Raw genomic sequence first — 24,928 nt, 5'->3', positions numbered from 1 at the left:
ACGCCCCGTCGGGTTGAAACCCGACCCATGCGGCATTCACATGTCGGGTTGAAACCCGACCTACATCCTGTCGTGGGGCGGCATGCATGCCGACGATGGATTCACCGGCCATTCCCCAAATCCTGCCGTTCGTCCGACAGTCATTGCAGCTTGACGATCCCTTGCTAGGCTTGGAATCGAGAATCTCTGTATGCCGACCGGGGCATCAAAGGGTGTATGCGATGAATCTGCGTATCCCGCAGCACAGTACGTGCAGGCACAGGCAGTGCACGCAAACGCGGCGTACTGCGGTCCGCCGCACGGCTGCCGGCTTCACGCTGATCGAAATGATGGTGACGCTGATCATCGCCGCAATCCTGCTCACGGTTGCGGGGCCGGCGTTCCGTGACCTGATCCTGAACAACCGGCTCGTGGCGGCTTCGAACAGTATTGCCGGCAGTCTGAATGCCGCGCGCACCGAGGCGATCACGCAGCAGCAAATGGTGATCGTCTGTTCCAGCGCGAACGGGAGCGCATGCGATGGCACCTGGTCGGATGGGTGGATCACCTTCATCGACGTCGATGCCAACGGTACGGTCGACGCGGGTGACACGGTGCTGCGCTGGACGCAGCCGGCCGTGGAGGTCTCGCTGCGTTTCGTCGGCGCCTCGAAGGTGCGCTACAACAGCCAGGGTTTCGTCTTGCCGAACTCGGCCGGTGATTTCGTGTTCTGTGACAGCCGTGGTGCGAACCACGCCAAGGCCGTGATCGTGACGGCGACGGGGCGGGTCAGTGTTGCCACCGACACCAATTCCCCGTCCGATGGCATCGTCAACGGCGGGGGAGGAGTCAACGTCTCATGTTCCTGAACAGACGGATATCCATTCCGCGTCATGCTGCCGCCATGCGGCGTGGGCGCGGCTTCACGATGATCGAGGTGATGATCACCGTACTGGTGCTGTCGGTCGGCATGCTGGCGATCGTCTCGTTGCAGGCGACCGCGAAGCGTTCCACGCACCAGGCGTGGCAGCGCAGCCTCGCGGTCAACCTGGCCGACAGCATCATCGAGCGCATCCGGATCAATCCCTCGCAGGCCGCCAGCTACGCCACCGGGCTCGGAGCGTCGGCGCTCGGCGGAGGCAAGAAAGGTACGCCTTCGACCAATTGCCGGACGAATGCCTGCGATGCAGACAAAGTCGTGACCTGGGATCTGTGGCAGTGGGAGCAGAGGCTGGACGGCGCGGCTGCAGTCGATCCCGACAACAAGAAGGCGGGTGGACTGATCGATCCGCACGGCTGCATCGTGTTCGAGGAGGCGGGCGCCTCGACGCCGAACACCGGCAAGATTCGCGTATTCGTTACCTGGCAAGGGTTGACCGAAACCACCGACGCCGTGCAGGACGCCAACCTCGTATGTGGCCCCGACGACGCAGACTCGCAGGCGACGCGTCGCCAGGTGGTCGCGAGTTCCTATGTCGTCAATGAAGGGGAGTTGAACCCGTGAAGATCCCCGGTAACAGGCATTCCCGTGGCGTCACGATGGTCGAGTTGCTGGTCGCGATGGTGATCGGCATCTTCCTGATCGGCGGTGCCGCGTCGATATTCATTGCGACCAAGCGCTCGTATACCGAGGTGGAGCGCTCCGGGCGCATGATCGAGAACGCGCGTTTTGCACTGCAGACGCTGGAGATGGACCTGCGCCATGCCGGTTTCTACGGCGAAGCGGCACCGCCAGGCATCAGTCTGGCTGACGGTCTGGATCGTACCGTGACCGGGGACTGCAGCGGCCGCGCCGAAGCCTACAAGGTCGATGACTACATTTCCGTTGCACGTGTGGACGCATCCGGCAAGGCGGTGGGTTGCATCACCGATGCGGTGCCGGGTTCGGACGTGATCGTGATCAAGGGGGTGCGGCCGCACCTGGTCAGCGGCGCGCTCGACGACGAGCAGCCGTATGTGATGGCGAACGCGATCCAGGGCCTGCTGTTCGACGGTGCCGATACGCCTCCGACCAAATCGGTTGGTGGAGACGTACCCGGCGGCAATACCTGGGAGTACCGCTTTCTCGTTTATTACGTGCGTGCCGGAGACGTGCCGCGGCTCAGTCGCAAGGTGCTGCGCTGGAACGGCACCCGCATGGGCGTGGTGACCGAGGATATCGTCGACGGAGTCGAGAACCTTCGCGTTCGCGTCGGGACCGACGGCGATGACAACGGTGAGGTCGACCGCTACCGCAGCGCCGACGACGCGGCGATCGAGTGGGGCCGGGTGATGGCGATGGAAGTCCACATGCTGGTACGCAGCACCGACCAGGACCCCGCTTATACCGATAAGCGCAGCTACGACCTTGCCGGAACCACCGTGACGCCGGGCGGGAAATTCCATCGCACCGTGCTGGATACCGCGGTGTCGATTCGCAATCCCAAGCTGCTGATACGAGGGAACATTTGATGCGTACGCAGCATTCCCGCGAACGCGGTGTGGCGCTGGCGACGGCGCTGATCCTGCTGACGGTGGTCACGCTGATCAGCATCTACGCGGCATCCAGCGGTGCGCTGGGGTTGCACATGGCGAAGAACATGCAGGATGCCTTCGATTCGTTCCAGAAGGCAGAGGCCGGCGTAGCGGCGGTGGTCAGCCTGGGTGGCATCAGTTCGAGTCCGTTCAACAGCGCTATCGTCAGTTCGCCGAATATCGAACCGCTGAAAGACCATACGGATCTGCTCGACGAACTGAACGCTGACGGCGGGACGCTCGACATGACCATCACGATGAACCTTCGTGCCAACGTGTGCCCGCGGATGGAACTCGCCAGCAGTGCGGACCTGATTGCCTGTGACCACTTTCGTGTCGATGCCGAGCACAGCAACGATCGCGCGCGTTCGCGCGTGGCTCAAGGCATTGTCAAACCCGTCATCGGTGAATCGAAATTCTGAGATTCAGAGGAAATCCCGACATGAAATCCTTTATGGCCTCGAACCTCGATCATCCCCCGAGTCACGCCGGAACGCCGTTTCATCAACGCCTGGTTTCAGCGTGTCTGCTGGCGACAAGCCTCGTTCTCGGCGCGGTCAATGTGTCGCTCGCGGACGATACCGAGATCTTCCGGTCGACTTTCGATGCGACAAACGATGACGCCGGCCGACCGAAGGTGCTGATCGTCTTCGACAACTCCGGCAGTATGAGCGGGCTTACGGAAGAAAAGAAACCCTATGACGCGTCGGTCACGTACAGCAATGCCGGTGGTATCGATTCGAATAACCTTTATTGGGCTGAGGGTCTGGATGGAGGACCTCCGGCAAAGAGTACGGGTAACTGGGTCAGCAAATCAAAGAATCGTTGCGCATCGTCGTCTGGATCGTCTGGCCCGCTCGCGAATCAGGGGTTCTATATCGGCAAGTTGGCGCGCTGGAAGACGGCGTCCCCAACGAGCAAATCAAAATGGATGGATTTGGCGACCAGCGGCAGCGACAGGACTCCACCGCATTTCGACTGTCTCGATGATATAACCAGCTCCAACACGAGCAATCCGGGACATACCACCGGCTACCCGGCAACTGGATCGTCCGGACCGTACGTTGCCTCGAAGACGAGCGCGGTCGATGCAAGTGGCTGGAAGCCGTACCGCGTGTATACCGCCAATTACATGAACTGGTACTACGGAACGAACTCCAAGGTTTTCATGAGCAAGCTCGAAGTCGCGCAACGGGCGATCACGGATCTGGTGTCCGCGAATCCCGGCATCGACTTCGGGCTGGAGATCTTCAACCCGAACACGAACACGAATACGGGGTATCCCGGCGATACCGATGGCGGTGGATACATCTATCGTCGAATCATCGACGGCAAGGATCAGACCGACGCGGAAAGGGATACGGACCGAAGCGATCTGCTCGCAAAAATCAACGGTCTGACTCCGTCCACGTGGACCCCGCTCTGTGAATCGACTTACGAAGCGTACCTGTACCTGGCCGGAAAGAGCGTTGCATACGCTGCGAAGGCAGCAGGAAATGGACCTGGAAACCGTGACAAGTCGGCTGAAGATCCGGAGGGGACCTACAAATCACCGGCAGGAGCATGCCAGTTCACGTACGTCATCCTGATGACCGACGGTATGCCGACCCGGGACAGAAGTGCGAATAAGTTGGTTGAAGACCTGACCGGGAAAACATGTAACACGTACGCTACGGACGATCAGGGAAATCAGAAAAACTGTCTGCCCGAGCTGACCGAGTACATGTATACCCACGATCTCGATGGGGACTCCAGCAACGGTGTGCAACGCGCGATCAGCTATACGATCGGGTTCCAGACCAATCAGGCGCTCCTGAGTGATGCGGCCCGTCGCGGAGGGGGGCTCTACTACACGGCGAATTCGGCTGAAGACCTGGCGGCTGCCTTCCAGGGAGCGATTACCGCCATCTTGGCCACGGCGGGTTCGTTCACGGCGCCGTCGGTGGCAGTCGATACCTTCACCCGTACCGAAAGTCGCAACGAAGTGTTCTTCGCGATGTTCGAGCCGCAGGAAGGAACCGATTGGCCGGGCAATATCAAGAAGCTGCGTATCGATATCACGAACGGCAATGCCGTACTGAAGGATGCGAACGACGCCGATGCAATGGACGGCAGCGGCAAGATTTCCGATGGCGCACGTACCTACTGGAGCAGTGAGACTGACGGTTCCACCGTGAAGAAGGGGGGTGTTGGAGGCGTGCTGGCAAACCGGGATCCGGATACACGCGATATCTGGATCAATACCGGCACGGCGGGAGCGCTTGAGAACTTCCAGGCAAGCAACGTAACGGCGGCGAAGTTCGGACTTGCGGACGAGGCAGCCTTGCTCGCGGAGTTCGACGTGGGCAGTCGCACCGAACTCGATGCGCTGCTCGACTGGGCGCGTGGCTGGGAAGACAGCAGCACGAGCAGCAAGCGGGCGTGGATTCTCGGCGATATGCTGCACAGCCGACCGCTGGTGCTGAACTACGGGGCGCGCGGCAGCCATACCAAGACGGACCCGGATATCCGTATCGTGGTCGGCACCAACGCGGGGTTCCTGCACATGTTCGACAACGCCGACGGCAAGGAGAACTGGGCGTTTTTCCCGAAGGAGCTCGCCGCCGTATTGAAGAAGAGGCAGGATGACATAAAGGGTGCAGACGTCGTCTGGGGCGTGGACGGTTCCGCCGTGTTCTACAGCAAGGATCTCAACAACGACGGCACCATCGATTCGGCTGACGGTGACAAGCTCTATCTGTACTTCGGCCTGCGGCGTGGCGGCAAGGCGTATTACGCGCTCGATCTGTCGGACCCCGACAGCCCGGTGCTGCTGTGGAAGAAAGACAAGGACGCGCCGGGTTTCGGCGAGCTTGGCCAGACCTGGTCCACACCGGTGATTACCTACGTTCCGGGCCATGTCGATGGCGACGGCAAACCAAAACCGGTGCTGGTCTTCGGCGGTGGCTACGATGTGGGCAAGGACAGCACGACGGCTGCGGCCGGTGACGACGGCGAAGGACGCGGCATATTCATCGTCGATGCCGCAAGCGGCGCCTTGGTGTGGAGCGTGACGCCTGCCAACAATTCCGGCACCAACATGAAATCGGCAGCCCTCAAGTATTCGATTCCGGCGCAGCTCACGGTGCTGGACAGCAACGGAGACGGGCTGACCGACCGCATTTACGCCACTGACACGGGAGGCAATATCTGGCGCCTCGACCTGCCGGGCAATTCGCTTCCGACTTCGGCACAGGACAAGTGGTTCCTCACCAGGCTGGCGGCGCTGAACACCGCAGGATCTACCAGTCCCGCCAACCACGCGGGCGACAGAAGATTCTTCTATCCCGTGGATCTGGTGCGCACGATGTCGCAACGCGACGGTGTGTTCGACGCCGTGCTGGTGGGAAGCGGCGATCGGGAGAATCCGAACGCGACCGACAACGACGATCGTTTCTACATGATCCGTGACTACAACACCGGTATCTATACCACCAGGGCGCCGACGACCAGTGAATGCGCGACCAGCCAGGATTTCCGCTGCAAGCTGCCGATCGAGGACACCGATCTGTACGATATCAGCGACAACCTGATCCAGACCGGGGACGCTGCCCAGAAATCGGCTGCCGAAGCGGGCTTGAAGGCGGCAGCCGGCTGGTATATCGACCTCGAGGCGGCGGACGGCGAAAAGGCGCTGGCGCGCGCGTTGACCATAGCCGGCACCGTCTACTTCACGACCTTCTCCCCCGGCGACGACACGCAGAACCTGTGCGTACCGGCACCGGGAACGGGGCGCCTGTACGCGATGCGTCTGCTGGACGGGCGTGCGGTGATCGACTTCAACGCGGATAGCCAACTGGATCGTTTCGCGAAGCTGGGAACGCTGATCCCGGATACCCCGTCGCCGCACTTCGGCAGCGACAAGAAGATCCGCCTGCTGTTCCCGTCCGGTGGTGGCTTGCAGGGCGCGGGGAATCCGCTTGAAACCGGGGCTCAGCTGCGCGCACCGTTCGGCACCTACTGGTACAACGAGGAGTTCTGAGAATGCGAGGTGCCGGGCTGAACGCTGCGGGACGCAACCGGGCGCGTGGATTCACGCTGATCGAGATCGCGATCGTCGTGATGATCGTGGGGATCCTGGCGACGATTGCCTACCCTTCGTACCAGGATCAGATGCGCAAGTCGCGCCGCAGCGATGCGAAGAACGCTCTGATGGACGCCGTCAATCGCCAGGAGCAGTACGTACTCGATCACAACGGCTACACGGACGACATGACGGACCTGGGATACAGTGCGGACCCTGCGCCATCCGAGGAGGGCTACTACTCGATTGCAGCGGAAACGGATGACTGCGTCGCGGCTGGAGTTCGCTGCCGTACCTATACGCTGACGGCTACCCCGGTTGCGGCGAAGCCGCAGGCAGCGGACGAGAAGTGCACCGAGTTCTCGGTTACGTCGACCGGGGTGCGTACCGCCGAGGGGAGCCTGGGCAACGAATGTTGGTAGGACTGAGGGAGAGCACGCCATGAACAGGGTCTTGGTGCATAAATTGTCGCTGCTGTTTGGCGCGATGGTGGTTTCTGGGCTGGCGCAGGGGGGTGACGTTGCCGACTATGCCTGCGATGTGACCGTGAAGAGCGGGCTGCCGGCCTTCGTTCTGGTGGAGACCGACAGCCGTGACACGGCGCGTCAGGTTGCTGCCCGAGTCAAGGCACGCCCTGCGAACGGCGTCGAGTCACCGGTGATCGAAGTGCACGAGTGCATCGATCGTCACCACGAGCGTTTCCGTGACCGTGAAGTGCAGCAGCGCTTCGAGCAGCTTCCGCTCTGATCGGTTGACGGTTTTGGTCTCGTTGTCTGCGTGAACTGGCAAATTGTGTCAGGGTTATTTACAGGCGAATGATCTGAGTGATTTAACTTGTTGTTTTTTATAAATATTAAATATGGCATTTACATTGCATGATTACATTCGAATTCGATCATGCATTTTTCTGGTTTCGGAGTCGATGAGATGAAACAGTTGCTGGGCGCCGTACTGCTTGCCCTTGGATCCGGTGTCGCTTCTGCCGCCACGATCGTCGCGCAGGTTGGTGATGTGGATGGTTTTGGCCAGTGCGCCACGTTTGGTTCCGGTTCCAAGTTCGAGTGGTCGACGGTCTGTGACAACGGCACGGGTGACGGTGACGGTACGGACACCTGGGTTTATGGTGATCGGGGTTTCACGCTTGCCTACGATCTGGGATGGCTGCCCATCAAGTCTGCCACGCTGGAGGTCTTTGCTGGTGGCGTGGGGCTGAACGGCAAGGCATCGGTGCTGCTCGATGGGCAATTGCTCGGCAAGCTCCGCAACGGAAACGACAATGGGCAGGGTAATTACGCGTTTCTGGACCTCTTTGAGGTCAGTCCCGACCTGATCCGGCAGTCGGGTGGCAGTAATCAGTTGATGTTCGACCTGGTGAATGACCGGGACGGCTGGGTGCTCGACTACGTGAAGCTGAGCATCACCGTACCGGAACCAGGCGGATTGGCGTTGCTGGCGGTCGGGTTGATCGCGGCGGGATTTGCGGGCAGGAACGCCCGCAAGACGATCGGTTGCCACGTCTGATTCCGCGCCTCAATCACAGCGTAGCGGCTTGTCGTTGGCGTCTTCGACGATACCGTCGCCGTTTGTATCCAGTGCGGCGCGTGGCCTGCCGCTCATCGAGAGAATCAGCTGCCGCGCGTGACGCGCGTCGTTGTTCGGCGGGCAGTAGGTGAAGTTTCCGTACTCGGCCACGCTGCCGTCGGGTCGGTAGCGCAGGAACGCGCGCGTCCCCGACGCGCTCCAGCGGATTCTTCCGGCGCGCGTCAGTTCCGACACCATCAGGATGCGCTCACCGGTGTCGGCCTTGCGGTTCAGGTTGCTGTCGAGGAACACCAGCGTGGGATGTCCGCGCCAGTCACGAGCGCAGGAACTGCCGTCCGAGGTTCCGCACAGCGTGACTTCCCGATGCAGGGTGATTGCGTTCTGCCGTGCAAAGCCGAGCAGCGCACGCAACTGCATCATGCTGCCGCTGGCCCGGTTCGACGCAACGAGGCTGGTCAGGCTCGGCATGCCGACACCGATCAGGATCGCGAGCACCGCAAGTGCTGTCATCAGTTCGATGAGTGTGGTGCCGCGATACGTCAGCGAAGACAGGCCCGTCCTTGGGCGCTGCGTATTCATGCCGTGGTTCTCCGTCCGTGGAGCGATGCGTCTTCGTGCACCGTGATGCGACGGTAGCGCAGTGGGTGTGGCGCGTCTGTAGCAGATCTCTGGCTGTCATAATCCGTAGGTCGGCATTCATGCCGACGGGAATGTCGGGTTGAAACCCGACCCACGTGTAGGTCGGCATTCATGCCGACGGGAATGTCGGCTCGGCACCTGTCGGGTTGAAACCCGACCCACGTGTAGGTCGGCATTCATGCCGACGGGGATATCGGCTCGGCACCTGTCGGGTTGAAACCCGACCCACATGTAGGTCGGCATTCATGCCGACGAAATATCTCAATCGATACCCAGCTTCTGCAGCCTGTAGCGCAGTGAGCGGAACGACATCCCCAGCCGCTTCGCTGCCGCGGTGCGGTTCCAGCGCTCGAGTTCGAGCGCACGCACGATGATGTGGCGTTCCAGATTCTCCAGGTATTCCTCCAGGGGAATGTCGGGCAAGCCGATGTCTGCAGGTGCTGGTTCCCGGGTTCGCGAAATATCCTGCGCTGGTGTGTCGAGGCACAGATCGCCGGCGTGGATCGTGCGTCCGTCACACAGCGTGAACGCGCGCTCGAGGATGTTTTCCAGCTCGCGTACGTTGCCCGGAAACGCGTACGCGTCGAGTGCGCGCAGTGCGTCGGGCTGCAGGCGCGGTACCGCCAGGCCGTATTCGCTTGCGAGACGGTGAATGCACGCTTCGGCGAGCGGCGGAATATCTGCGCGGCGCTCACGCAGGCTCGGCACCCGCAACTCGATCACGTTGATGCGATAGAACAAGTCGCGACGAAAGCGTCCGTGGTTGATTTCCTCGGCGAGGTTCTTGTGGGTTGCGCTGAGGATGCGCACGTCGACACGCACCTCCTGTTCTGCGCCGATCGCGCGTACGGCCTTTTCCTGGATCGCCCGCAGCAGCTTCACCTGCATCGGCAGCGGCAGGTCCGCCACCTCGTCGAGGAACAGCGTGCCGCCGTGTGCGGCCTGGAACAGGCCCGGCTTGTCGTTGATCGCGCCGGTGAAGCTGCCCTTGCGGTGGCCGAAGAACTCGCTCTCCATCAGCTCGCCGGGAATGGCGCCGCAGTTCACGGGCACGAACGGCGCACTCGCGCGTGGTCCGTTGGCGTGGATCAGGCGTGCCACCATCTCCTTGCCGGTGCCGGATTCGCCGGTGATGTAGACCGGTGCCTGGCTGCGCGCGAGCCGCGCGATCTGGGCGCGCAGCGACTGCATCGGTTCGGTGTCGCCCAGCAATTGCACATCTGCCGGATGCTTGAGTGCCGTGCCCGCGCTGCCAACGCGCAGCGCGTTGCCCACCAGTACGCGCAACCGTTCCAGGTCGATGGGTTTCGACAGGAAATCGAATGCTCCTGCCTTCATCGATTCGATCGCGAGGTCGATGCTGCCGAAAGCGGTGATCACGGCAACCGGTAGCCCTTCGTGGTGCTGTTGCACGTGTTCGATGAACTGCAGCCCGCTGCCATCGGGCAGCTTCATGTCGGTGAGGCAGAAGTCGAAGCGTCTGCGCTCGAGCATGCGTCGTGCACTGTCGAGGCTTTCTGCGCAGAACGCATCGAAGCCCATGCGACGTATCGTCATCGCCAGCAGTTCGCGGATATCGGGTTCGTCGTCGACGATCAGGATCGCTGCGCTGCTCATGTTCCCTGTCCGCTGCCCTTGCCGGATTCCTGTGGCGCCTCGATCTGCGTGACGCTGCGCCGTTGCGGGTGGCCGAAGTTCAGCCGGAAGCAGCTTCCGGTATCTGCCGTGTTCAGGTATTCCAGCCGTATCTGGTTAGCTTCGCAAAGTTCACGCGCGAGGTATAGGCCAAGGCCGGTGCCGCCATGCTCGGTGGTGAAGAACGGCTCGAAGATGTTGGCAATCATCCCGGGTGCAACGCCACTCCCCTGGTCGATCACGTCGACGCGTACCAGCCCGCTGTGCGGGTCGGTCTGCAGCCCGATATGCAGTGTGGCCTTGCCGGTCGCGCGTTCGCTGTAACGCAGCCCGTTTTCGCATAGATTCGTCATGACCTGGCGAAGATGCGTCGGGTCCACACGTACCTCGCTGCCACTGACAGGCGCGGCGGGTTCGAAGCGAATCGAAGCATTGGCGTCGTGCTGGAGAAACTCGTGGATGAAGTGTCGCAGCCATGCGTTCAGCACGATCAGCTCCGGGCACGGCTGCTGCCCGCGCGAGAGCGAAAGCACGCTTTCGATCACCTTGTTGGTGCGCTCCGCGTTGCCAAGCACGATCTCGACCAGGCGCGCATCCTCGGACGGCAACTGCGGCGATTCGCGCAGCAGTTGTGCGGCGTGGCTGATCGATCCCAGCGGGTTGCGTATCTCGTGAGCGATGCTTGCGGTGAGGCGTCCGAGCGATGCGAGCTTGAGCTGCTGCGCCTGCTGCGAGATCTGAGAGAAGTCCTCGACGAACGCGAGCGTACCGGTGCCGCCTGGTCCCTGCAGTGAGGTGAACGACAGCAGCACCAGTGGCCCGTTCTCGCGCAGGCGCAGCGGAGCGTTGGTGTGCTGTGGGTCCTCGCGCCAGCGCTCCAGCGCCTCGCGTGCAAGCGGCGGTAGCCGCAGACGACGCACTACGCCATCGGCGCTGATGTCGTGCTCCGCAATGCCGAGCAGTTGCAGTGCGGCCTCGTTGGCGATGCGCATGCGGTCGTCGGCGTCCAGGAACAGCAGTCCGGTGCGCATGCGTTGCACGATCAGGCGGTTGAGATGCTCGAGTTCGGCAACTTCCCGGCCTTTTTCGTCCGCGAGCTCCTGGCTGTGACGCAGACGCGTCACCAGACGCTGCATCAGCAGCGAGCTCGCGAACAACAATATCCCCAGCAATCCTGCCGGCAGCAGCGAGTTGCTGCCTCCGCCGTGTGCGACGATCAGTGCCAGCGTGTCGGCGAGCACCGCAAGACTGGCGACCGCAGCCACCAGGGTCGCGATCTGTCGGGAAACGAAGATCGCGGCAGCCGCGACGGTGACCATCAGCAGGATCGCGAAGCCGCTGTCCATGCCGCCACTCGCGTGTGTGATCAGTACCAGCGCGACGATGTCGATCACCAGGATCAGGAAGATGTGACGGGTGCGCGGATGACGGGGGCGCGCAATCACCGCGATCAGCGTCAGCAGGTTCAGGGCTGCGTAGGGAACGGCGGTGCCGAGGTAGAGCAACGGCAGGAAGGGCACATCGGAGTGTCCGATGCGAAACGCGAAGTAGCCCGCGAGCAACAGGATCGACAGCGCAAAGCGGTACCACGCGTAGATCCTGAACAGAGGGTCGCCGGCGTCGACAGCGGCGGACGAGCGTGTGTTCACGCGTCGCTGCTTCCACGGCTGCGTTCGCCTTCGCGCCAGTGGTCTTCGCAGCAGTACCAGCGATCGCCGGTAGCGATGGCCTGCGAGCGCGGCACGCGCAATGCGCATCGGGTGCATTCGACCATGTCTTCGGCGCCGCGCAGGCGCTGTGTGCGCTCCTTGCCAGGCACGCGCGGCATCGTCAGCAGGCGGTAGATGCGCCAGGCGATGAATGCCATCGCGAACAGCAGCAACAGTCGAAACAGCAACATGCGCGGTGATCCTCACACTGGGGTTCGCAGACCATGGTCCATTCTAGCCCGCTGCTGTGTTCCGGGACGCTTCGACGCCATCGCAACGGCATCGAATCGACGCAGCGCCGGATGGCTTTGCCGGCCATGGTCGGATTGCAGGACAATTTGCGTCCTTGAAGCAGGAGTGTGCTCGCCATGGATCGACTCGACGTGGTGATGGTGCAGATGAACGCGCAGGTCGGCGATATCGACGGCAACGTCACGGCGGTGATCGAGCAGAGTCGTCTTGCGTTGCAGGCTCACGCCGTGCAGCTGCTGCTTTTTCCCGAGCTGGTGCTCACGGGCTGCCCGCCCGAAGATTTGCTGCTTCGCCCCGGCATGGCATTGCGCATCGAACGGGCGCTGGATCGCTTGTGCCGTGAGCTGCCACCGCAACTGTGGGTGATGCTTGGCTATCCGCGCGATGGTGCGAACGGTCTGCGCAACGTCGCTGGCCTGCTGCATGGGGGCAAGATCGTTGCCGAGTACGCGAAGATCGAGCTCTCGCACGATCCGATCTTCGATGAGAGGCGTTATTTCAGCGCAGGTGAAACGCCGTGCGTGGTGGCGATCGAGGGCTTTCGCGTCGTGCTGTCGGTCGGCGAGGACGCGTTGTTCGACAGGCCCATGGAACTGGCGCGGCAGGCGGGCGCAGAACTGGTGCTGAACATCAGTGCGGCACCGTTTCAGTTCGAGAAGTACCTTGGGCATCGTGCGATCGTCGAGCGCCGGGCCGCGGCCGCTGGTTTGGGCGTGATCTGCGTGAACCAGGTCGGTGGACACGACGAGCTGGTGTTCGCCGGTGCGTCGATGGCGATCGGAGCGGACGGCACGCTGGCGGTGCTGGCACCGAGCTTCGAGGCGGGACTGTCTCCGGTACGTGTGCTGCGTGATGCCGCCGGGCGTGCGGAGTTTGCGCCCGGCCGTGTGGAGCCTCTGCTCGAACGCCACGCGGCTGTTTATGCCGCACTGGTGACCGCCGTGCGCGACTACGTGGACGGGAACCGCTTCAAGGGCGTGGTGCTGGGCTTGTCGGGCGGCATCGATTCGGCGCTCGTGCTCGCGATCGCAGTCGATGCACTCGGCCCCGAGCGCGTGGAGGCCGTGATGATGCCGTTCCACTACACCTCCGGGATGAGCATCGAGGATGCGACTGCCCAGGCCGCAACGCTGGGTGTGCGCTTTCGTGTGCTGCCGATCGCGGCGATGGTCGATGCGTGCATGGCTGTGCTGGACGGGGAAACCACTGGCAGTGCGACCGACGTGACTGCGCAGAACATCCAGGCGCGCTGTCGCGGCGTGCTGCTGATGGCGATCTCGAACACGAAGGGCAGCCTCGTGCTGACGACCGGCAACAAGAGCGAACTGGCGGTGGGCTATTCCACGCTGTACGGCGACATGGCAGGCGGCTTCGACGTGCTGAAGGATGTATCGAAGACGCTGGTGTTCGAGCTGGCGCGCCATCGAAACAGCATTTCGGCAGCCATTCCGCAGCGCGTCATCGACCGTCCACCGTCGGCCGAGCTGGCGCCTGGCCAGAAGGACGAGGATTCGCTGCCGTCGTATGCACTGCTCGATCGGATTCTGGAACGTTATGTGGAGCGCGAGATGAGCGCGAACGCGATCATCGACGAAGGCTTCGACCCCGATACCGTGTACCGCGTGGTGCGCATGGTCGACATGAACGAGTACAAGCGCCGTCAGGCGCCGATCGGGGCGCGCATCACGTGCAAGGCCTTCGGCCGTGACCGGCGTTATCCGATCACGTCAGGCTGGCAGCCCGGCGATTGATCCGCGTAGGTCGGGTTTCAACCCGACATTCCCGTCGGCATGAATGCCGACCTACGGCATTGAACGTTGCGCGATGTGGGTCGGGTTTCAACCCGACATTCCCGTCGGCATGAATGCCGACCCACGTGTAGGTCGGATTTCAATCCGACGGGTGCAGCCATCACGTGTCGGCATGAATGCCGACCTACGGGAACAGATCGCGGTTGTCGAAACGCGGGGGCGTGGCGCGATCGATCAGCCCGAAACTCAGCCGGTTCGACCACGAACGCTCGGCCTGATCCGGATAAAGCTGGACAATGAAATTGCCCGACTTGTCCAGCGAGGGATGCTGCGGGTAGTTCGTGCGCAGTGCGGCAATCGCCGTCTCCGCCTCTTCCGGCATCTCCAGCAGCAGGTACGCCTGGGCCATCACGGCGAGCCCGTCCGGGACCGCCGGCGTTTCCTGGAAGTTCTCCACCACGTAGCGCCCACGGTTGAGTGCGGCGACGTAAGCCTTGCGTTTGAAGTAGTAGTTCGCGACGTTGATTTCGTAGCGGGCCAGCAGATTGCGCAGATGCACCATGCGCACGCGCGCATCCGCCGCGTACTCGGAATTCGGGAAACGCGACAGCAGTTGCGAGAAATCCGCGAAGGACTGCCGTGCCGGTCCGGGGTCGCGCTGCGTCATGTCGGTGGGCAGGAAGCGCTCGAGCAAGCCCTGGCCTTCGGTGAACGACGACAGGCCTTTCATGTAGTACGCATAGTCGACGTTCGGGTGCTGCGGATGCAGGCGGACGAAGCGGTCTGCCGCTGCCACGGCTTCTTCGTGGTCGTAGTTGCGGAAGTGCGCGTAGATCAGTTCGAGCTGTGCCTGTTCGGCGTAGGGGCCGAAGGGATAGCGCGCTTCGAGAAGCTGCAGGTTCTTGATTGCAAGGTCGTAATTGTTGGCGTCGAGGTTCTTGCGCGCGGCCTCGTAGAGCTGGCGTTCGCCCTGGTCCGGGGGCACTTCGTCATCACTCTTGAACCAGGAGCATCCTGCCACGGCGGCAAGCAGCATCACGATGAGCAGGGACTGAATCAATCGCATCGGGTATTCGACTCGCGGGAGGGGGTGTTGCGGGCGCCCATTTAAGCACACCGACCGCCAGACGGCCAAAGCAGCGCAGTCGGGCTGAAGCCCGACCTACGCAGGTCGGCATTCATGCCGACGGAATTGCCGCCATGCACTGTCGGGCTGAAGCCCGACCCACGTGGGTTGGCATTCATGCCGACGGAATTGCGGCCATGCACTGTCGGGCTGGAGCCCGACCCACGTGGGTTGGCATTCATGCCGACGGAATTGCCGCCACGCACTGTCGGGCTGAAGCCCGACCCACGTAGGTCGGCATTCATGCCGACGGAAGGGCAGCGCAAGGCAGCAATGGGGTATGGGCGGACAGCATCGGTGCAGGTTGTTAGACTCGCGCCTGGCCGGCAGGGGCCGGCATCGTTGTCCGGGTGACCATGGAACACATCTCACGCACTGCTATCGTGCCTGCGAGTGCAGCAGGTGTGCGTCTCGACCAGGCGGCAGCCACGCTGTTGCCGGAATTTTCGCGCACACGCCTGCAGCAGTGGATCCGCGAGGGTCGGTTGCGTGTCAACGGCGAGACCAGGTCCGTACGCAGCGCGGTGCTCGCCGGTGACACGCTGGGGCTGGACGCCGAAACGAGCAGCGAATCGACCTGGAGCGCCACGCCGATGGCGTTGGCGATCCTCTACGAGGACGAGTCGATCCTGGTGCTCGACAAGCCGGTCGGGCTGGTCGTGCATCCCGCAGCCGGGCACGCCGACGACACCCTGCTGAACGGGTTGCTGGTGCATTGCCCGTCGCTCGCCGATCTGCCGCGCGCGGGCATCGTGCATCGGCTCGATCGCGATACCAGCGGGGTGCTGGTGGTGGCGAAGACGCTGGCTGCGCAGACTGCACTCAGCGCGGCGATCCAGGCGCGGGAGGTCCGGCGCGAGTACCGCGCGATAGTCAATGGGGTGCTTGTCAGCGGTGCGACCATCGACCGGCCCATAGGTCGCCATCCGCGCGATCGTCAGCGCATGGCGGTGCTGAACTCCGGCGGTCGGCGTGCCGTGACGCATTACCGCGTGCTGGCGCGCTACCGTGCCCACACGTTGCTCGCAGTGCTGCTCGAAACCGGTCGTACCCACCAGATCCGTGTGCACATGGCGGCAGCCGGTTTCCCGATTGTCGGCGACCCCGTCTATGGTGGCCGGGCACGACTGCCGCGCGGTGCTTCGTCGGCGCTGATCGATTGTCTGCAGGGTTTGCGACGCCAGGCTCTGCACGCGTTCCGACTGGACTTCGTGCACCCGGTGAGCGGTGAGGCGATGCGCTTCGAGGCACCGTTGCCGGCCGATCTGCGCACCCTGATCGAGGCGCTGGACGCCGATCTGCGCGAGCACGGTGATGGCTGACCCCCCCGGATTCATCGCCGCCGACTGGCCTGCACCTGCGGGCGTACACGCCGGCGTCAGCACACGTCGCGGTGGCTGGAGCACGGGGCCGTGGACTTCGTTCAATCTGGGCGCGCACGTGGGTGATGACCCGCAGGCGGTGGCGCGCAACCGCACACTGCTTGCTGCGGCGCTGGCGCTGCCCTGCGCGCCGCAGTGGCTCGACCAGGTGCATGGTTGTACGGTGGTCGAGGCGCGCAACGATGGAACCCTGCAGACTGCCGATGCGTCCTGGACGGCGACGCCGCGCGTGGTCTGTACCGTTCTCACGGCTGACTGCCTGCCGGTATTGCTGACCGATCGTGCAGGCACCGAAGTGGCGGCGGTGCACTGCGGTTGGCGCGGGCTTGCGGCAGGCGTCCTCGAGGCTGCAGTACGGCGCTTTTCAGCGCCTTGCGACGAATTGCTGGCGTGGCTGGGACCGGCGATCGGCCCGCTGGCCTTCGAGGTCGGTGCCGAGGTGCGCGCGGCGTTCCTTGCGCGCTGCGACGATATGGTCGTGCGTGCTGCCTTCGTGCCGTTGCACGACGGTGCCCTGCGTTATAACGCCGACCTGTACGCGCTGGCGCGTGCAGAGTTTGTACGGCTTGGCGTGCCACAGGTTCACGGTGGTGGCTGGTGCACGTACAGTGAGCCGGAGTCGTTCTTTTCCTATCGCCGTGACGGCGTTTGCGGCCGCATGGCGAGCCTGATCTGGATCGCACGCTGAAGCCCTGCGCTTGAATTGTGTGGTCCTGCCCCCAGATAGATGTGCAACGGGGGCCGTCCGGCTCGCAAGCCACAGGTGACATTTCATGCGAATGGATCGACTGACCAACCAGTTGCAGGCCGCCCTGGCGGATGCGCAGTCGCTCGCGCTCGGGCGCGATCACAACTTCATCATGCCGGCGCACCTGATCGAGGTGCTGCTCGAGCAGCAGGGCGGGACCGTGCGCCCGTTGCTGCTGCAGTGCGGCGTGGATATCAGGGGACTGCGCAAGCGCATCGGCGAGTTGCTCGAACGCCTGCCCTGCGTCGAAGGCACGGGTGGCGATGTACACGTCTCGAATGAACTGACGCGACTGCTGAACCTCGGCGACAAGCTGGCACAGCAGCGCAAGGACCGGTTCATTTCCAGCGAACTGGTGCTGCTGGCCGCACTCGAGGATCGCAGCGGGGTCGGCGAGGCACTGAAGCAGTCGGGGCTGGAACGCAAGACGCTCGAGCAGTCGATCGACCTGGTACGCGGTGGCGAGTCGGTCGACGACCCGGAGGCCGAGGGTACGCGCCAGGCACTCGAGAAATACACCATCGACATGACCGAGCGTGCCGCGCAAGGCAAGCTCGATCCGGTGATCGGACGCGACGACGAGATCCGTCGCACCATCCAGGTGCTGCAGCGGCGCACCAAGAACAATCCGGTGCTGATCGGCGAGCCCGGAGTGGGCAAGACCGCGATCGCCGAGGGCCTCGCGCAGCGCATCGTGAACGGCGAGGTGCCGGAAGGACTGAAGAACCGGCGTCTGCTCGCGCTCGATCTGGGTGCGTTGCTGGCCGGTGCCAAGTATCGCGGCGATTTCGAAGAGCGCCTGAAGGCGGTGCTGAAGGAGATCTCCCGCGAGGAAGGGCGTGTGATCCTGTTCATCGACGAACTGCACACGATGGTCGGTGCCGGCAAGGCCGAGGGAGCGCTGGATGCGGGCAACATGCTGAAGCCTGCGCTTGCGCGTGGTGAGCTGCACTGCGTGGGGGCTACCACGCTGAACGAGTACCGTGAGTACGTGGAAAAGGATGCGGCGCTCGAGCGCCGGTTCCAGAAGGTGCTGGTCGACGAACCGAACGAGGAAGATACGATCGCGATCCTGCGCGGGCTGCGCGAGCGTTATGAGGTGCACCACGGGGTCACGATCAGCGATTCGGCGATCATCGCGGCGACCAGGCTGTCGCAACGCTACATCACGGACCGGCAACTGCCGGACAAGGCGATCGACCTCGTCGACGAGGCCGCAAGTCGTATCCGCATGGAGATCGACTCGAAGCCGGAGCAGCTCGATCGGCTCGATCGACGGCTGATCCAGCTCAAGATCGAACGCGAGGCGGTGCGCAAGGACGAGGATCAGTCGGCGCGGCAACGGCTCGAGAAGATCGAGGCCGAGATCGCCGAACTCGAAGCCGACTACGCACAGCTCGAGGAGATCTGGAAGGCCGAGAAGGCCACGGTTCACGGTTCGCAGCAGATCAAGAGCGAACTCGAGCAGGCGCGCGTGGACATGGAGGCGGCGCGGCGTGCAGGCGATCTGGCGCGCATGTCGGAGTTGCAGTACGGGATCATTCCGGCCCTGGAGAAGCGCCTGGCTGCAGCAGCCGATCTGGAAGCGGGCGGCAGGATGCAGTTGCTGCGCAACAAGGTCGGCGAGGAGGAGATCGCGGAGGTCGTCTCGAAATGGACCGGGATTCCGGTATCGAAGATGCTCGAAGGCGAGCGCGAGAAGCTGCTGCACATGGAGGGGGCGCTGCACCGGCGCGTGATCGGGCAGGACGAGGCGATCCGGGTGGTGTCCGACGCGGTGCGCCGCTCGCGCGCGGGACTTGCGGACGCCGCACGCCCGAACGGTTCCTTCCTGTTCCTGGGGCCGACCGGTGTCGGCAAGACCGAACTGTGCAAGGCGCTCGCCGAGTTCCTGTTCGACAGCCAGGATGCGATGGTGCGGATCGACATGTCCGAGTTCATGGAGAAGCATTCGGTGGCGCGCCTCATCGGAGCTCCGCCGGGTTACGTCGGCTACGAGGAAGGCGGCTACCTGACCGAAGCGGTACGCCGGCGTCCGTATTCGTTGCTGTTGCTCGACGAGGTCGAGAAGGCACACCCGGATGTGTTCAACGTGTTGCTGCAGGTGCTCGATGATGGACGTCTGACCGACGGCCAGGGGCGCACGGTGGATTTTCGCAACACCGTGATCGTGATGACGTCGAACCTCGGATCGGAGGTGATCCAGGAAATGGCGACCGAGGACGATTACCCGCGCATGAAGGCGGCAGTGATGGAGCTCGTCGGGCGTTATTTCCGGCCCGAGTTCATCAACCGCATCGACGACACGGTGGTGTTCCATCCGCTGGGGGCGGAACAGATCCACGGCATCGCGGGGATTCAGCTCGATCTGCTGCGCCGGCGCCTTGCCGAGCGCGAGTTGGGGCTGGAAGTCAGCGCTGCGGCCGTCGATGTGCTGGCGCGTGCGGGCTTCGACCCTGTGTTCGGTGCCCGGCCGCTGAAGCGTGCGATCCAGCAGCGCATAGAGAACCCGCTGGCGCAGAAGATCCTTGCCGGCGAGTTCTTGGCGGGCGATACGATCGTGGTGGATGCGGACGGCGAGGCGTTGGTGTTCGCAGGGGGTTAGGGAATTGATGCGGTACCCACCCCGTCGGCACGAATGCCGACCTGCACGTGGGTCGGGTTTCAACCCGACGGGGATTGGTGTGGTGCCAGGCCTGTCGGCATGAATGCCGACCTACGCCCGTCGGCAGGATGCCGGCCTACGGGCAGAACCGCTTCATTGCGGCTTCTGCGCGCGCACGCTCGCTGGCCTTTTCTTCCGGTGTGAGAACGTGCGTTTCGCCATAGTCGTCCGCGCGCCTTACCTCGTCATCGCCGGACAGCATCTTGAAATTTTCGGTGGCGACCCGGCAGGTCTCGGCGTTCGCTGCCGCTTTCTTCTCCTCGTCGGTAGGCTCTGCAGTGGCTTCGGGGTCTACGGTCGAGAAGCCCTTCTGGACCTTGATGGCTTCCGCATCCGCTTCGGTAGGGGGCTGTTGACCGAAATGCACCACTCCTTCGGAGTCGGTCCACTTGTACACGCGCTCGGCCGCGTCAGCAACCATCGAGGCGAACGTGATCAGCGCGGCCAGCAGGGTGGTCCGGATCCGGTGTTGTCGACGCATGGACGATCTTCCGCGAAGTGCCAGGAACTGGACGGATTATAGCCGCTATACGGCAACTGACAGGTACGCACGCCTGCCGTGTTCGGGCACAGGAGCAAAATTGTGGTTGACGTGTTGGTGCGCAAGCGGAAAGAATGACCTCAACCCCCGGGGCCAGACGTTGACTTACCGGTGAACGTCCTGGCCAGGAGACGCGATAACAGCGCGCTTCCGCCCCCGGCATCCAGGCACAGGCGCATTACCTACCGCTCTGCTCCGGGGTCCAAGGCATCGATGCATGCTGACGGTCCCGGGCTCCGATTTTGGACTCCCGGCTGATGACGGCACCGCATGACGTGCCGTGAGCGTGCGCGTTCGCGCTTCATGCGTGGCAACGCGCCAGACTGGTCCAGGTCACGGAGGTGTATCGCGTGAAAATGTTGTCTGGTGGTGAAATGGTCATCCAGGCGCTCGAGGACGAAGGCGTCGAGTACGTCTTCGGCTATCCGGGGGGCGCCGTTCTTCATATCTACGACGCGCTGTTCAAGCACGACGGAAATCTCACGCACGTGCTGGTGCGCCACGAACAGGCTGCAGCGCACGCCGCCGACGGCTATGCGCGCAGCACCGGCCGTCCCGGGGTGGTGTTGGTGACTTCGGGGCCAGGTGCGACGAATGCGATCACCGGCATCGCGACCGCATACATGGACTCGATCCCGATGGTCGTGATCTCGGGACAGGTTCCGCGCGAGAAGATCGGTGAGGATGCGTTCCAGGAAACCGATATGTTGGGCGTGTCGCGCCCGGTCGTGAAGCACAGCTTCATGGTTCGTGATGCTGCCCGGATTCCGGAGACGATCAAGAAGGCTTTCCATATCGCGACCTCGGGTCGTCCCGGTCCAGTCGTCATCGATATTCCGAAGGACGTGACCAGCCCGGCAGAGAAGTTCGAGTACGTCTACCCGGAGCGGGTGCGGCTGCGTTCGTACAACCCCGTCACGCGAGGGCATTCTGGCCAGATTCGCAAGGCGGTGCAGTTGCTGCTCTCTGCGCGATGCCCGGTGATCTACGCCGGCGGTGGCGTGATCCTCGGCAACGCATCGGCGCAGTTGCGCCGGCTCGCGGATCTGCTCGATTACCCGGTGACCAACACACTGATGGGCCTTGGTGCGTACCCGGGAAGCGATCGTCGCTTCCTCGGGATGCTCGGCATGCACGGCACCTACGAGGCCAACATGGCGATGCATCATGCCGATGTGATCATCGCGATCGGGGCGCGTTTCGACGACCGTGTGACGAACACGCCGGGGCGTTTCTGTCCGGCTGCGAAAATCATCCACGTCGACATCGATCCGACGTCTATCTCGAAGACGGTGCCGGCCGACATTCCGATCACCGGGCCGGTCGGTGCGGTGCTCGATGAGATACTCGCCCAGATTGGAGAGGCGCAGGACAAGGACGCCACGCTTCCCGATCGCGCAGCCCTCGATGCGTGGTGGAACGAGATCGATCGCTGGCGCGACGCGTGGGGAATCTACCGCCGGCCGCGCTACGACTCGAGCGGTCCGCTGATCATGCCGCAAGACGTGATCCGCACGTTGCATGCCGTGACTGGCGGCAAGGCCTTCGTGACATCGGACGTGGGGCAGCACCAGATGTTTGCCGCACAGTACTACCTGTTCGACGAGCCGCGACACTGGATCAACTCCGGTGGTCTCGGAACGATGGGCTTCGGGCTCCCGGCCGCGATGGGCGTCAAGATCGCGCATCCGGATGCCGACGTGGCCTGTGTGACCGGCGAGGGCAGTATCCAGATGAACATCCAGGAGATGTCGACCTGCACGCACTACGGGTTGCCGGTGAAGATCATCAACATGAACAACGGCTATCTGGGCATGGTCAAGCAGTGGCAGGACATGCAGTACGCGGGCCGTCACTCGCACAGCAGCTACAAGGACTCGCTGCCGGATTTCGTGAAGCTTGCGGAGGCCTACGGTCATGTCGGCATGCGCATCGAGGCGAAGGAGGACCTGCGCCCGGCAATGGAACGGGCCTTCGCGATGAAGGATCGTGTGGTGTTTCTCGACATCGTCGTCGATCCGCACGAGCACGTTTACCCGATGCACATCGCGCCCGGATCGATGCGCGACATGTGGCTCAGCAAGACGGAGAGAACCTGAGATGCGCCGGATCATTTCATTGTTGATGGAAAACGAGGTCGGCGCGCTGTCGCGGGTGATCGGGCTGTTCTCGCAGCGCGGGTTCAATATCGAGACGTTGACCGTGGCGCCTACGGAAGACCCCACGCTGTCGCGGCTCACGCTGACCACGGAGGGTGACGATCGGGTGATCGAGCAGGTCACGAAGCAGCTGAACAAGCTGATCGACGTGGTGAAGCTCACCGATCTCACCGAGGGGCCGCATATCGAGCGCGAACTGATGCTGATCAAGCTGCGCGCCACCGGTGCCCAGCGCGAGGAGATCAAGCGCTGCACCGATATTTTCCGTGGTCAGATCGTCGATGTTGGTAGCGCGGTCTACACGGTGCTGCTGACCGGAACGCAACAGAAGCTCGATGCGTTCATCCGTGCGGTTGGTGACGCAATGATCCTGGAAGTAGTGCGCAGCGGGGTGGCCGGAATCGCACGTGGCGATCGCGTGCTGTCACTGTAGGTCGGGTTTCGGCCCGACCGGGAGTCGGATCCGCAGCGTGCGCGTGCCTGTCGGCATGAATGCCGACCTACGGGTAGGTCGGGTTTGAACCCGACGGGGGGGGTAGATCTGCGGCGCGTGTGCCTGTCGGCATGCATGCCGACGTGTACGTAGGTCGGGTTTCAACCCGACGAGAGGGGGGGTAGATCTGCGGCGCGCGTACCCGTCGGCATGCATGCCGACCTGTACGTAGGTCGGGTTTCAACCCGACGAGGGGGGGGTAGATCTGCGGCGCGCGTACCCGTCGGCATGAACACGCCGACCTACGGGGCAGTGTGTGCACCCGCAGGTCGGACTTCAGTCCGATTGGATCTACACGATCTTCTTCATCGCGGTCATGTAGCCACGCAACTTGCGACCGACGACCTCGACCGGATGGTTGCGGATCGCGGCGTTGACACGGATCAGTTCCTGGTTGTCCACACCGTTGTCCCCGGAGAGGCCACGCCCGATCACATCGGTGTCGGTCTCGCGCATGAAGCCTGCGAGCATTGGCACCGCCTCGTGTGCGAACAGATAGCAGCCGTACTCCGCAGTGTCCGAGATCACCTTGTTCATCTCGTAGAGCTTCTTGCGAGCGATCAGGTTTGCGATCAGCGGCGTCTCATGCAGCGACTCGTAGTACGCCGACTCCTCGATGATTCCCGATGCAGCCATCGTCTCGAATGCGAGTTCCACGCCGGCCTTGATCATCGCGACCATCAGGATGCCGCGGTCGAAGTACTGCTGTTCGCTGATCGTCACGGCACTATCCGCACTTGCACGTTCGAAGGCCGTCTGCGCGGTTTCTTCGCGCCAGCCGAGCAGTTGGCGATCGGCGTTGTCCCAGTCGATCATCATGGTGTGCGAGAACTCGCCGCTCATGATGTCGTCCATGTGCTTGCAGAACAGTGGGCGCAGGATCGTCTTCAGTTCCTCGGCGAGTTCGAAGGCCGTGATCTTCGCCGGGTTCGAGAGGCGATCCATCATGTTCGTGATGCCACCGTGCTTCAGCGCTTCGGTGACGGTTTCCCATCCATACTGCACGAGCTTGCACGCCTCGTCTGTCGGGATGCCCTTTTCCACCATGCGATCGAAGCACAGGATCGAACCCGCCTGCAGCATGCCGCAGAGAATCGTCTGCTCGCCCATCAGGTCCGACTTGACCTCGGCGATGAACGAAGACTCGAGCACGCCGGCGCGATGGCCGCCGGTACCGGCAGCGTAGGCTTTGGCGAGTTCGAGGCCTTCGCCGCGTGGATCGTTTTCCGGGTGCACTGCAATCAGTGTGGGCACGCCGAAGCCGCGCTTGTACTCCTCGCGCACCTCGGTACCAGGGCACTTCGGCGCGATCATGATCACCGTGATGTCGGGGCGGATCTGCGTGCCTTCCTCGACGATATTGAATCCGTGCGAGTACGACAGACACGCGCCCTGCTTCATCAGAGGCATGATTTCCTTGATCACGGCGGTGTGCTGCTTGTCGGGAGTCAGGTTGCTGACCAGATCCGCTGACGGAATCAGCTCTTCGTAGGTGCCGACGCGAAAACCGTTTTCGGTGGCATTCTTCCACGAGGCGCGCCTTTCGGCGATCGCGCTCTCGCGCAGTGCATAGCTCACGTCGAGACCGCTGTCGCGCAGGTTCAGGCCCTGGTTGAGGCCTTGTGCGCCGCAGCCGATGATCACGATTCTCTTGCCCTGCAACGCCTGCGTGCCATATGCAAATTCCTCGCGCTCCATGAAGCGGCACTTGCCCAATTGTGCGAGTTGTT

Annotated in this window: 21 protein-coding genes (1 of these 21 running past the window's edge); 14 read left to right on the top strand and 7 right to left on the bottom strand. The window is 62.9% G+C overall.

Annotated features, from left to right (window positions below; translation table 11 throughout):
- The first annotated feature begins 221 nt into the window (after positions 1-221).
- The 8 genes from H7A12_13670 (at position 222) to H7A12_13635 (ending at position 8,077) form a co-directional block, all read left to right on the top strand.
- A complete protein-coding gene (locus tag H7A12_13670) occupies positions 222-848 on the top strand; it encodes a GspH/FimT family pseudopilin (protein ID MCP5321851.1) in 627 nt (208 codons plus the stop codon).
- Positions 839-1,483 carry a type IV pilus modification protein PilV gene (gene pilV / locus H7A12_13665; protein MCP5321850.1) on the top strand — a complete coding sequence of 215 codons (645 nt, stop codon included), beginning with the start codon at positions 839-841 and terminating at the stop codon, positions 1,481-1,483. Before H7A12_13670 ends, pilV begins: the two co-directional genes overlap by 10 nt.
- Positions 1,480-2,430: a PilW family protein gene (locus H7A12_13660; GenBank protein MCP5321849.1), complete on the top strand. Its 951-nt coding sequence runs from the start codon at positions 1,480-1,482 to the stop codon at positions 2,428-2,430. The genes pilV and H7A12_13660 overlap by 4 nt, the downstream gene beginning before the upstream one ends.
- A complete protein-coding gene (locus tag H7A12_13655) occupies positions 2,430-2,915 on the top strand; it encodes a hypothetical protein (GenBank protein MCP5321848.1) in 486 nt (161 codons plus the stop codon). The genes H7A12_13660 and H7A12_13655 overlap by 1 nt, the downstream gene beginning before the upstream one ends.
- A gap of 509 nt (positions 2,916-3,424) precedes the next feature.
- The gene (locus H7A12_13650) at positions 3,425-6,514 is read left to right on the top strand and encodes a hypothetical protein (GenBank protein MCP5321847.1); all 3,090 of its coding nucleotides are present in this window, start codon (positions 3,425-3,427) and stop codon (positions 6,512-6,514) included.
- Between the two features lie 2 nt (positions 6,515-6,516).
- A complete protein-coding gene (locus H7A12_13645) occupies positions 6,517-6,978 on the top strand; it encodes a type IV pilin protein (GenBank protein ID MCP5321846.1) in 462 nt (153 codons plus the stop codon).
- 19 nt (positions 6,979-6,997) lie between these two features.
- On the top strand, positions 6,998-7,303 hold the full coding sequence (locus H7A12_13640) for a hypothetical protein (protein ID MCP5321845.1): 306 nt from the start codon (positions 6,998-7,000) through the stop codon (positions 7,301-7,303).
- Between the two features lie 180 nt (positions 7,304-7,483).
- Positions 7,484-8,077, top strand: coding sequence for a PEP-CTERM sorting domain-containing protein (locus H7A12_13635; protein ID MCP5321844.1), 594 nt, complete (start codon positions 7,484-7,486; stop codon positions 8,075-8,077).
- A 9-nt stretch (positions 8,078-8,086) separates the two neighbouring features.
- Here H7A12_13635 and H7A12_13630 read toward each other — a convergent pair whose 3' ends face one another.
- From H7A12_13630 to H7A12_13615, 4 genes are all read right to left on the bottom strand, one after another.
- A complete protein-coding gene (locus H7A12_13630; GenBank protein MCP5321843.1) occupies positions 8,087-8,677 on the bottom strand; it encodes a GspH/FimT family pseudopilin in 591 nt (196 codons plus the stop codon).
- A 321-nt stretch (positions 8,678-8,998) separates the two neighbouring features.
- Positions 8,999-10,354, bottom strand: coding sequence for a sigma-54-dependent Fis family transcriptional regulator (locus tag H7A12_13625; GenBank protein ID MCP5321842.1), 1,356 nt, complete (start codon positions 10,352-10,354; stop codon positions 8,999-9,001).
- Positions 10,351-12,021 (bottom strand): hypothetical protein, encoded by a 1,671-nt coding sequence (locus H7A12_13620; GenBank protein ID MCP5321841.1) that lies wholly within the window; start codon positions 12,019-12,021, stop codon positions 10,351-10,353. The genes H7A12_13625 and H7A12_13620 overlap by 4 nt, the downstream gene beginning before the upstream one ends.
- Positions 12,018-12,272 carry a hypothetical protein gene (locus tag H7A12_13615; GenBank protein MCP5321840.1) on the bottom strand — a complete coding sequence of 85 codons (255 nt, stop codon included), beginning with the start codon at positions 12,270-12,272 and terminating at the stop codon, positions 12,018-12,020. Before H7A12_13615 ends, H7A12_13620 begins: the two co-directional genes overlap by 4 nt.
- A 177-nt stretch (positions 12,273-12,449) precedes the next feature.
- Between H7A12_13615 and H7A12_13610 the strand changes: the two genes are divergently transcribed.
- The gene (locus H7A12_13610; protein ID MCP5321839.1) at positions 12,450-14,084 is read left to right on the top strand and encodes an NAD+ synthase; all 1,635 of its coding nucleotides are present in this window, start codon (positions 12,450-12,452) and stop codon (positions 14,082-14,084) included.
- A 184-nt stretch (positions 14,085-14,268) separates the two neighbouring features.
- On the opposite strand, the gene H7A12_13605 is transcribed toward H7A12_13610, so the two are convergent.
- Positions 14,269-15,150: an outer membrane protein assembly factor BamD gene (locus H7A12_13605; GenBank protein ID MCP5321838.1), complete on the bottom strand. Its 882-nt coding sequence runs from the start codon at positions 15,148-15,150 to the stop codon at positions 14,269-14,271.
- Between the two features lie 416 nt (positions 15,151-15,566).
- Between H7A12_13605 and rluD the strand changes: the two genes are divergently transcribed.
- The 3 genes from rluD (at position 15,567) to clpB (ending at position 19,945) form a co-directional block, all read left to right on the top strand.
- On the top strand, positions 15,567-16,532 hold the full coding sequence (gene rluD, locus H7A12_13600; protein ID MCP5321837.1) for a 23S rRNA pseudouridine(1911/1915/1917) synthase RluD: 966 nt from the start codon (positions 15,567-15,569) through the stop codon (positions 16,530-16,532).
- The gene (pgeF, locus tag H7A12_13595; GenBank protein ID MCP5321836.1) at positions 16,525-17,280 is read left to right on the top strand and encodes a peptidoglycan editing factor PgeF; all 756 of its coding nucleotides are present in this window, start codon (positions 16,525-16,527) and stop codon (positions 17,278-17,280) included. Before rluD ends, pgeF begins: the two co-directional genes overlap by 8 nt.
- Positions 17,281-17,371: 91 nt before the next feature.
- Positions 17,372-19,945 (top strand): ATP-dependent chaperone ClpB, encoded by a 2,574-nt coding sequence (gene clpB, locus H7A12_13590; GenBank protein ID MCP5321835.1) that lies wholly within the window; start codon positions 17,372-17,374, stop codon positions 19,943-19,945.
- A 136-nt stretch (positions 19,946-20,081) separates the two neighbouring features.
- Here the strand turns inward: clpB and H7A12_13585 are convergent, their stop codons facing one another.
- Positions 20,082-20,486 (bottom strand): DUF4124 domain-containing protein, encoded by a 405-nt coding sequence (locus H7A12_13585; protein MCP5321834.1) that lies wholly within the window; start codon positions 20,484-20,486, stop codon positions 20,082-20,084.
- Positions 20,487-20,896: 410 nt separating this feature from the next.
- On the opposite strand from H7A12_13585, the gene H7A12_13580 reads away from it, so the two are divergent.
- Positions 20,897-22,645: an acetolactate synthase 3 large subunit gene (locus H7A12_13580; GenBank protein MCP5321833.1), complete on the top strand. Its 1,749-nt coding sequence runs from the start codon at positions 20,897-20,899 to the stop codon at positions 22,643-22,645.
- Position 22,646: 1 nt separating this feature from the next.
- Positions 22,647-23,138 (top strand): acetolactate synthase small subunit, encoded by a 492-nt coding sequence (ilvN, locus tag H7A12_13575; protein ID MCP5321832.1) that lies wholly within the window; start codon positions 22,647-22,649, stop codon positions 23,136-23,138.
- A gap of 351 nt (positions 23,139-23,489) precedes the next feature.
- Here ilvN and ilvC read toward each other — a convergent pair whose 3' ends face one another.
- Positions 23,490-24,928, bottom strand: the 3' portion of a protein-coding gene (gene ilvC, locus H7A12_13570; protein ID MCP5321831.1) for a ketol-acid reductoisomerase. 37 nt of this gene lie beyond the right edge of the window; only the last 1,439 of its 1,476 coding nucleotides appear in the window; the start codon falls outside the window, past its right edge; the stop codon is at positions 23,490-23,492.

Source organism: Pseudomonadales bacterium (genome assembly GCA_024234165.1).
Taxonomy (GTDB): domain Bacteria; phylum Pseudomonadota; class Gammaproteobacteria; order Pseudomonadales; family UBA5518; genus UBA5518.
This window is presented reverse-complemented; position numbering and strand designations above follow the sequence as displayed.

What these genes read in the sequence shown, in the direction of transcription:
- H7A12_13670 (MCP5321851.1), top strand. Translation starts at nt 222, where the DNA reads ATGAATCTGCGTATCCCGCAGCACAGTACGTGCAGGCACAGGCAGTGC.
- pilV (MCP5321850.1), top strand. Translation starts at nt 839, where the DNA reads ATGTTCCTGAACAGACGGATATCCATTCCGCGTCATGCTGCCGCCATG.
- H7A12_13655 (MCP5321848.1), top strand. Translation starts at nt 2,430, where the DNA reads ATGCGTACGCAGCATTCCCGCGAACGCGGTGTGGCGCTGGCGACGGCG.
- H7A12_13650 (MCP5321847.1), top strand. Translation starts at nt 3,425, where the DNA reads ATGGATTTGGCGACCAGCGGCAGCGACAGGACTCCACCGCATTTCGAC.
- H7A12_13645 (MCP5321846.1), top strand. Translation starts at nt 6,517, where the DNA reads ATGCGAGGTGCCGGGCTGAACGCTGCGGGACGCAACCGGGCGCGTGGA.
- H7A12_13640 (MCP5321845.1), top strand. Translation starts at nt 6,998, where the DNA reads ATGAACAGGGTCTTGGTGCATAAATTGTCGCTGCTGTTTGGCGCGATG.
- H7A12_13635 (MCP5321844.1), top strand. Translation starts at nt 7,484, where the DNA reads ATGAAACAGTTGCTGGGCGCCGTACTGCTTGCCCTTGGATCCGGTGTC.
- H7A12_13630 (MCP5321843.1), bottom strand. Translation starts at nt 8,677, where the DNA reads ATGAATACGCAGCGCCCAAGGACGGGCCTGTCTTCGCTGACGTATCGC.
- H7A12_13625 (MCP5321842.1), bottom strand. Translation starts at nt 10,354, where the DNA reads ATGAGCAGCGCAGCGATCCTGATCGTCGACGACGAACCCGATATCCGC.
- H7A12_13615 (MCP5321840.1), bottom strand. Translation starts at nt 12,272, where the DNA reads ATGTTGCTGTTTCGACTGTTGCTGCTGTTCGCGATGGCATTCATCGCC.
- H7A12_13610 (MCP5321839.1), top strand. Translation starts at nt 12,450, where the DNA reads ATGGATCGACTCGACGTGGTGATGGTGCAGATGAACGCGCAGGTCGGC.
- H7A12_13605 (MCP5321838.1), bottom strand. Translation starts at nt 15,150, where the DNA reads ATGCGATTGATTCAGTCCCTGCTCATCGTGATGCTGCTTGCCGCCGTG.
- rluD (MCP5321837.1), top strand. Translation starts at nt 15,567, where the DNA reads ATGGAACACATCTCACGCACTGCTATCGTGCCTGCGAGTGCAGCAGGT.
- pgeF (MCP5321836.1), top strand. Translation starts at nt 16,525, where the DNA reads ATGGCTGACCCCCCCGGATTCATCGCCGCCGACTGGCCTGCACCTGCG.
- clpB (MCP5321835.1), top strand. Translation starts at nt 17,372, where the DNA reads ATGGATCGACTGACCAACCAGTTGCAGGCCGCCCTGGCGGATGCGCAG.
- H7A12_13585 (MCP5321834.1), bottom strand. Translation starts at nt 20,486, where the DNA reads ATGCGTCGACAACACCGGATCCGGACCACCCTGCTGGCCGCGCTGATC.
- ilvN (MCP5321832.1), top strand. Translation starts at nt 22,647, where the DNA reads ATGCGCCGGATCATTTCATTGTTGATGGAAAACGAGGTCGGCGCGCTG.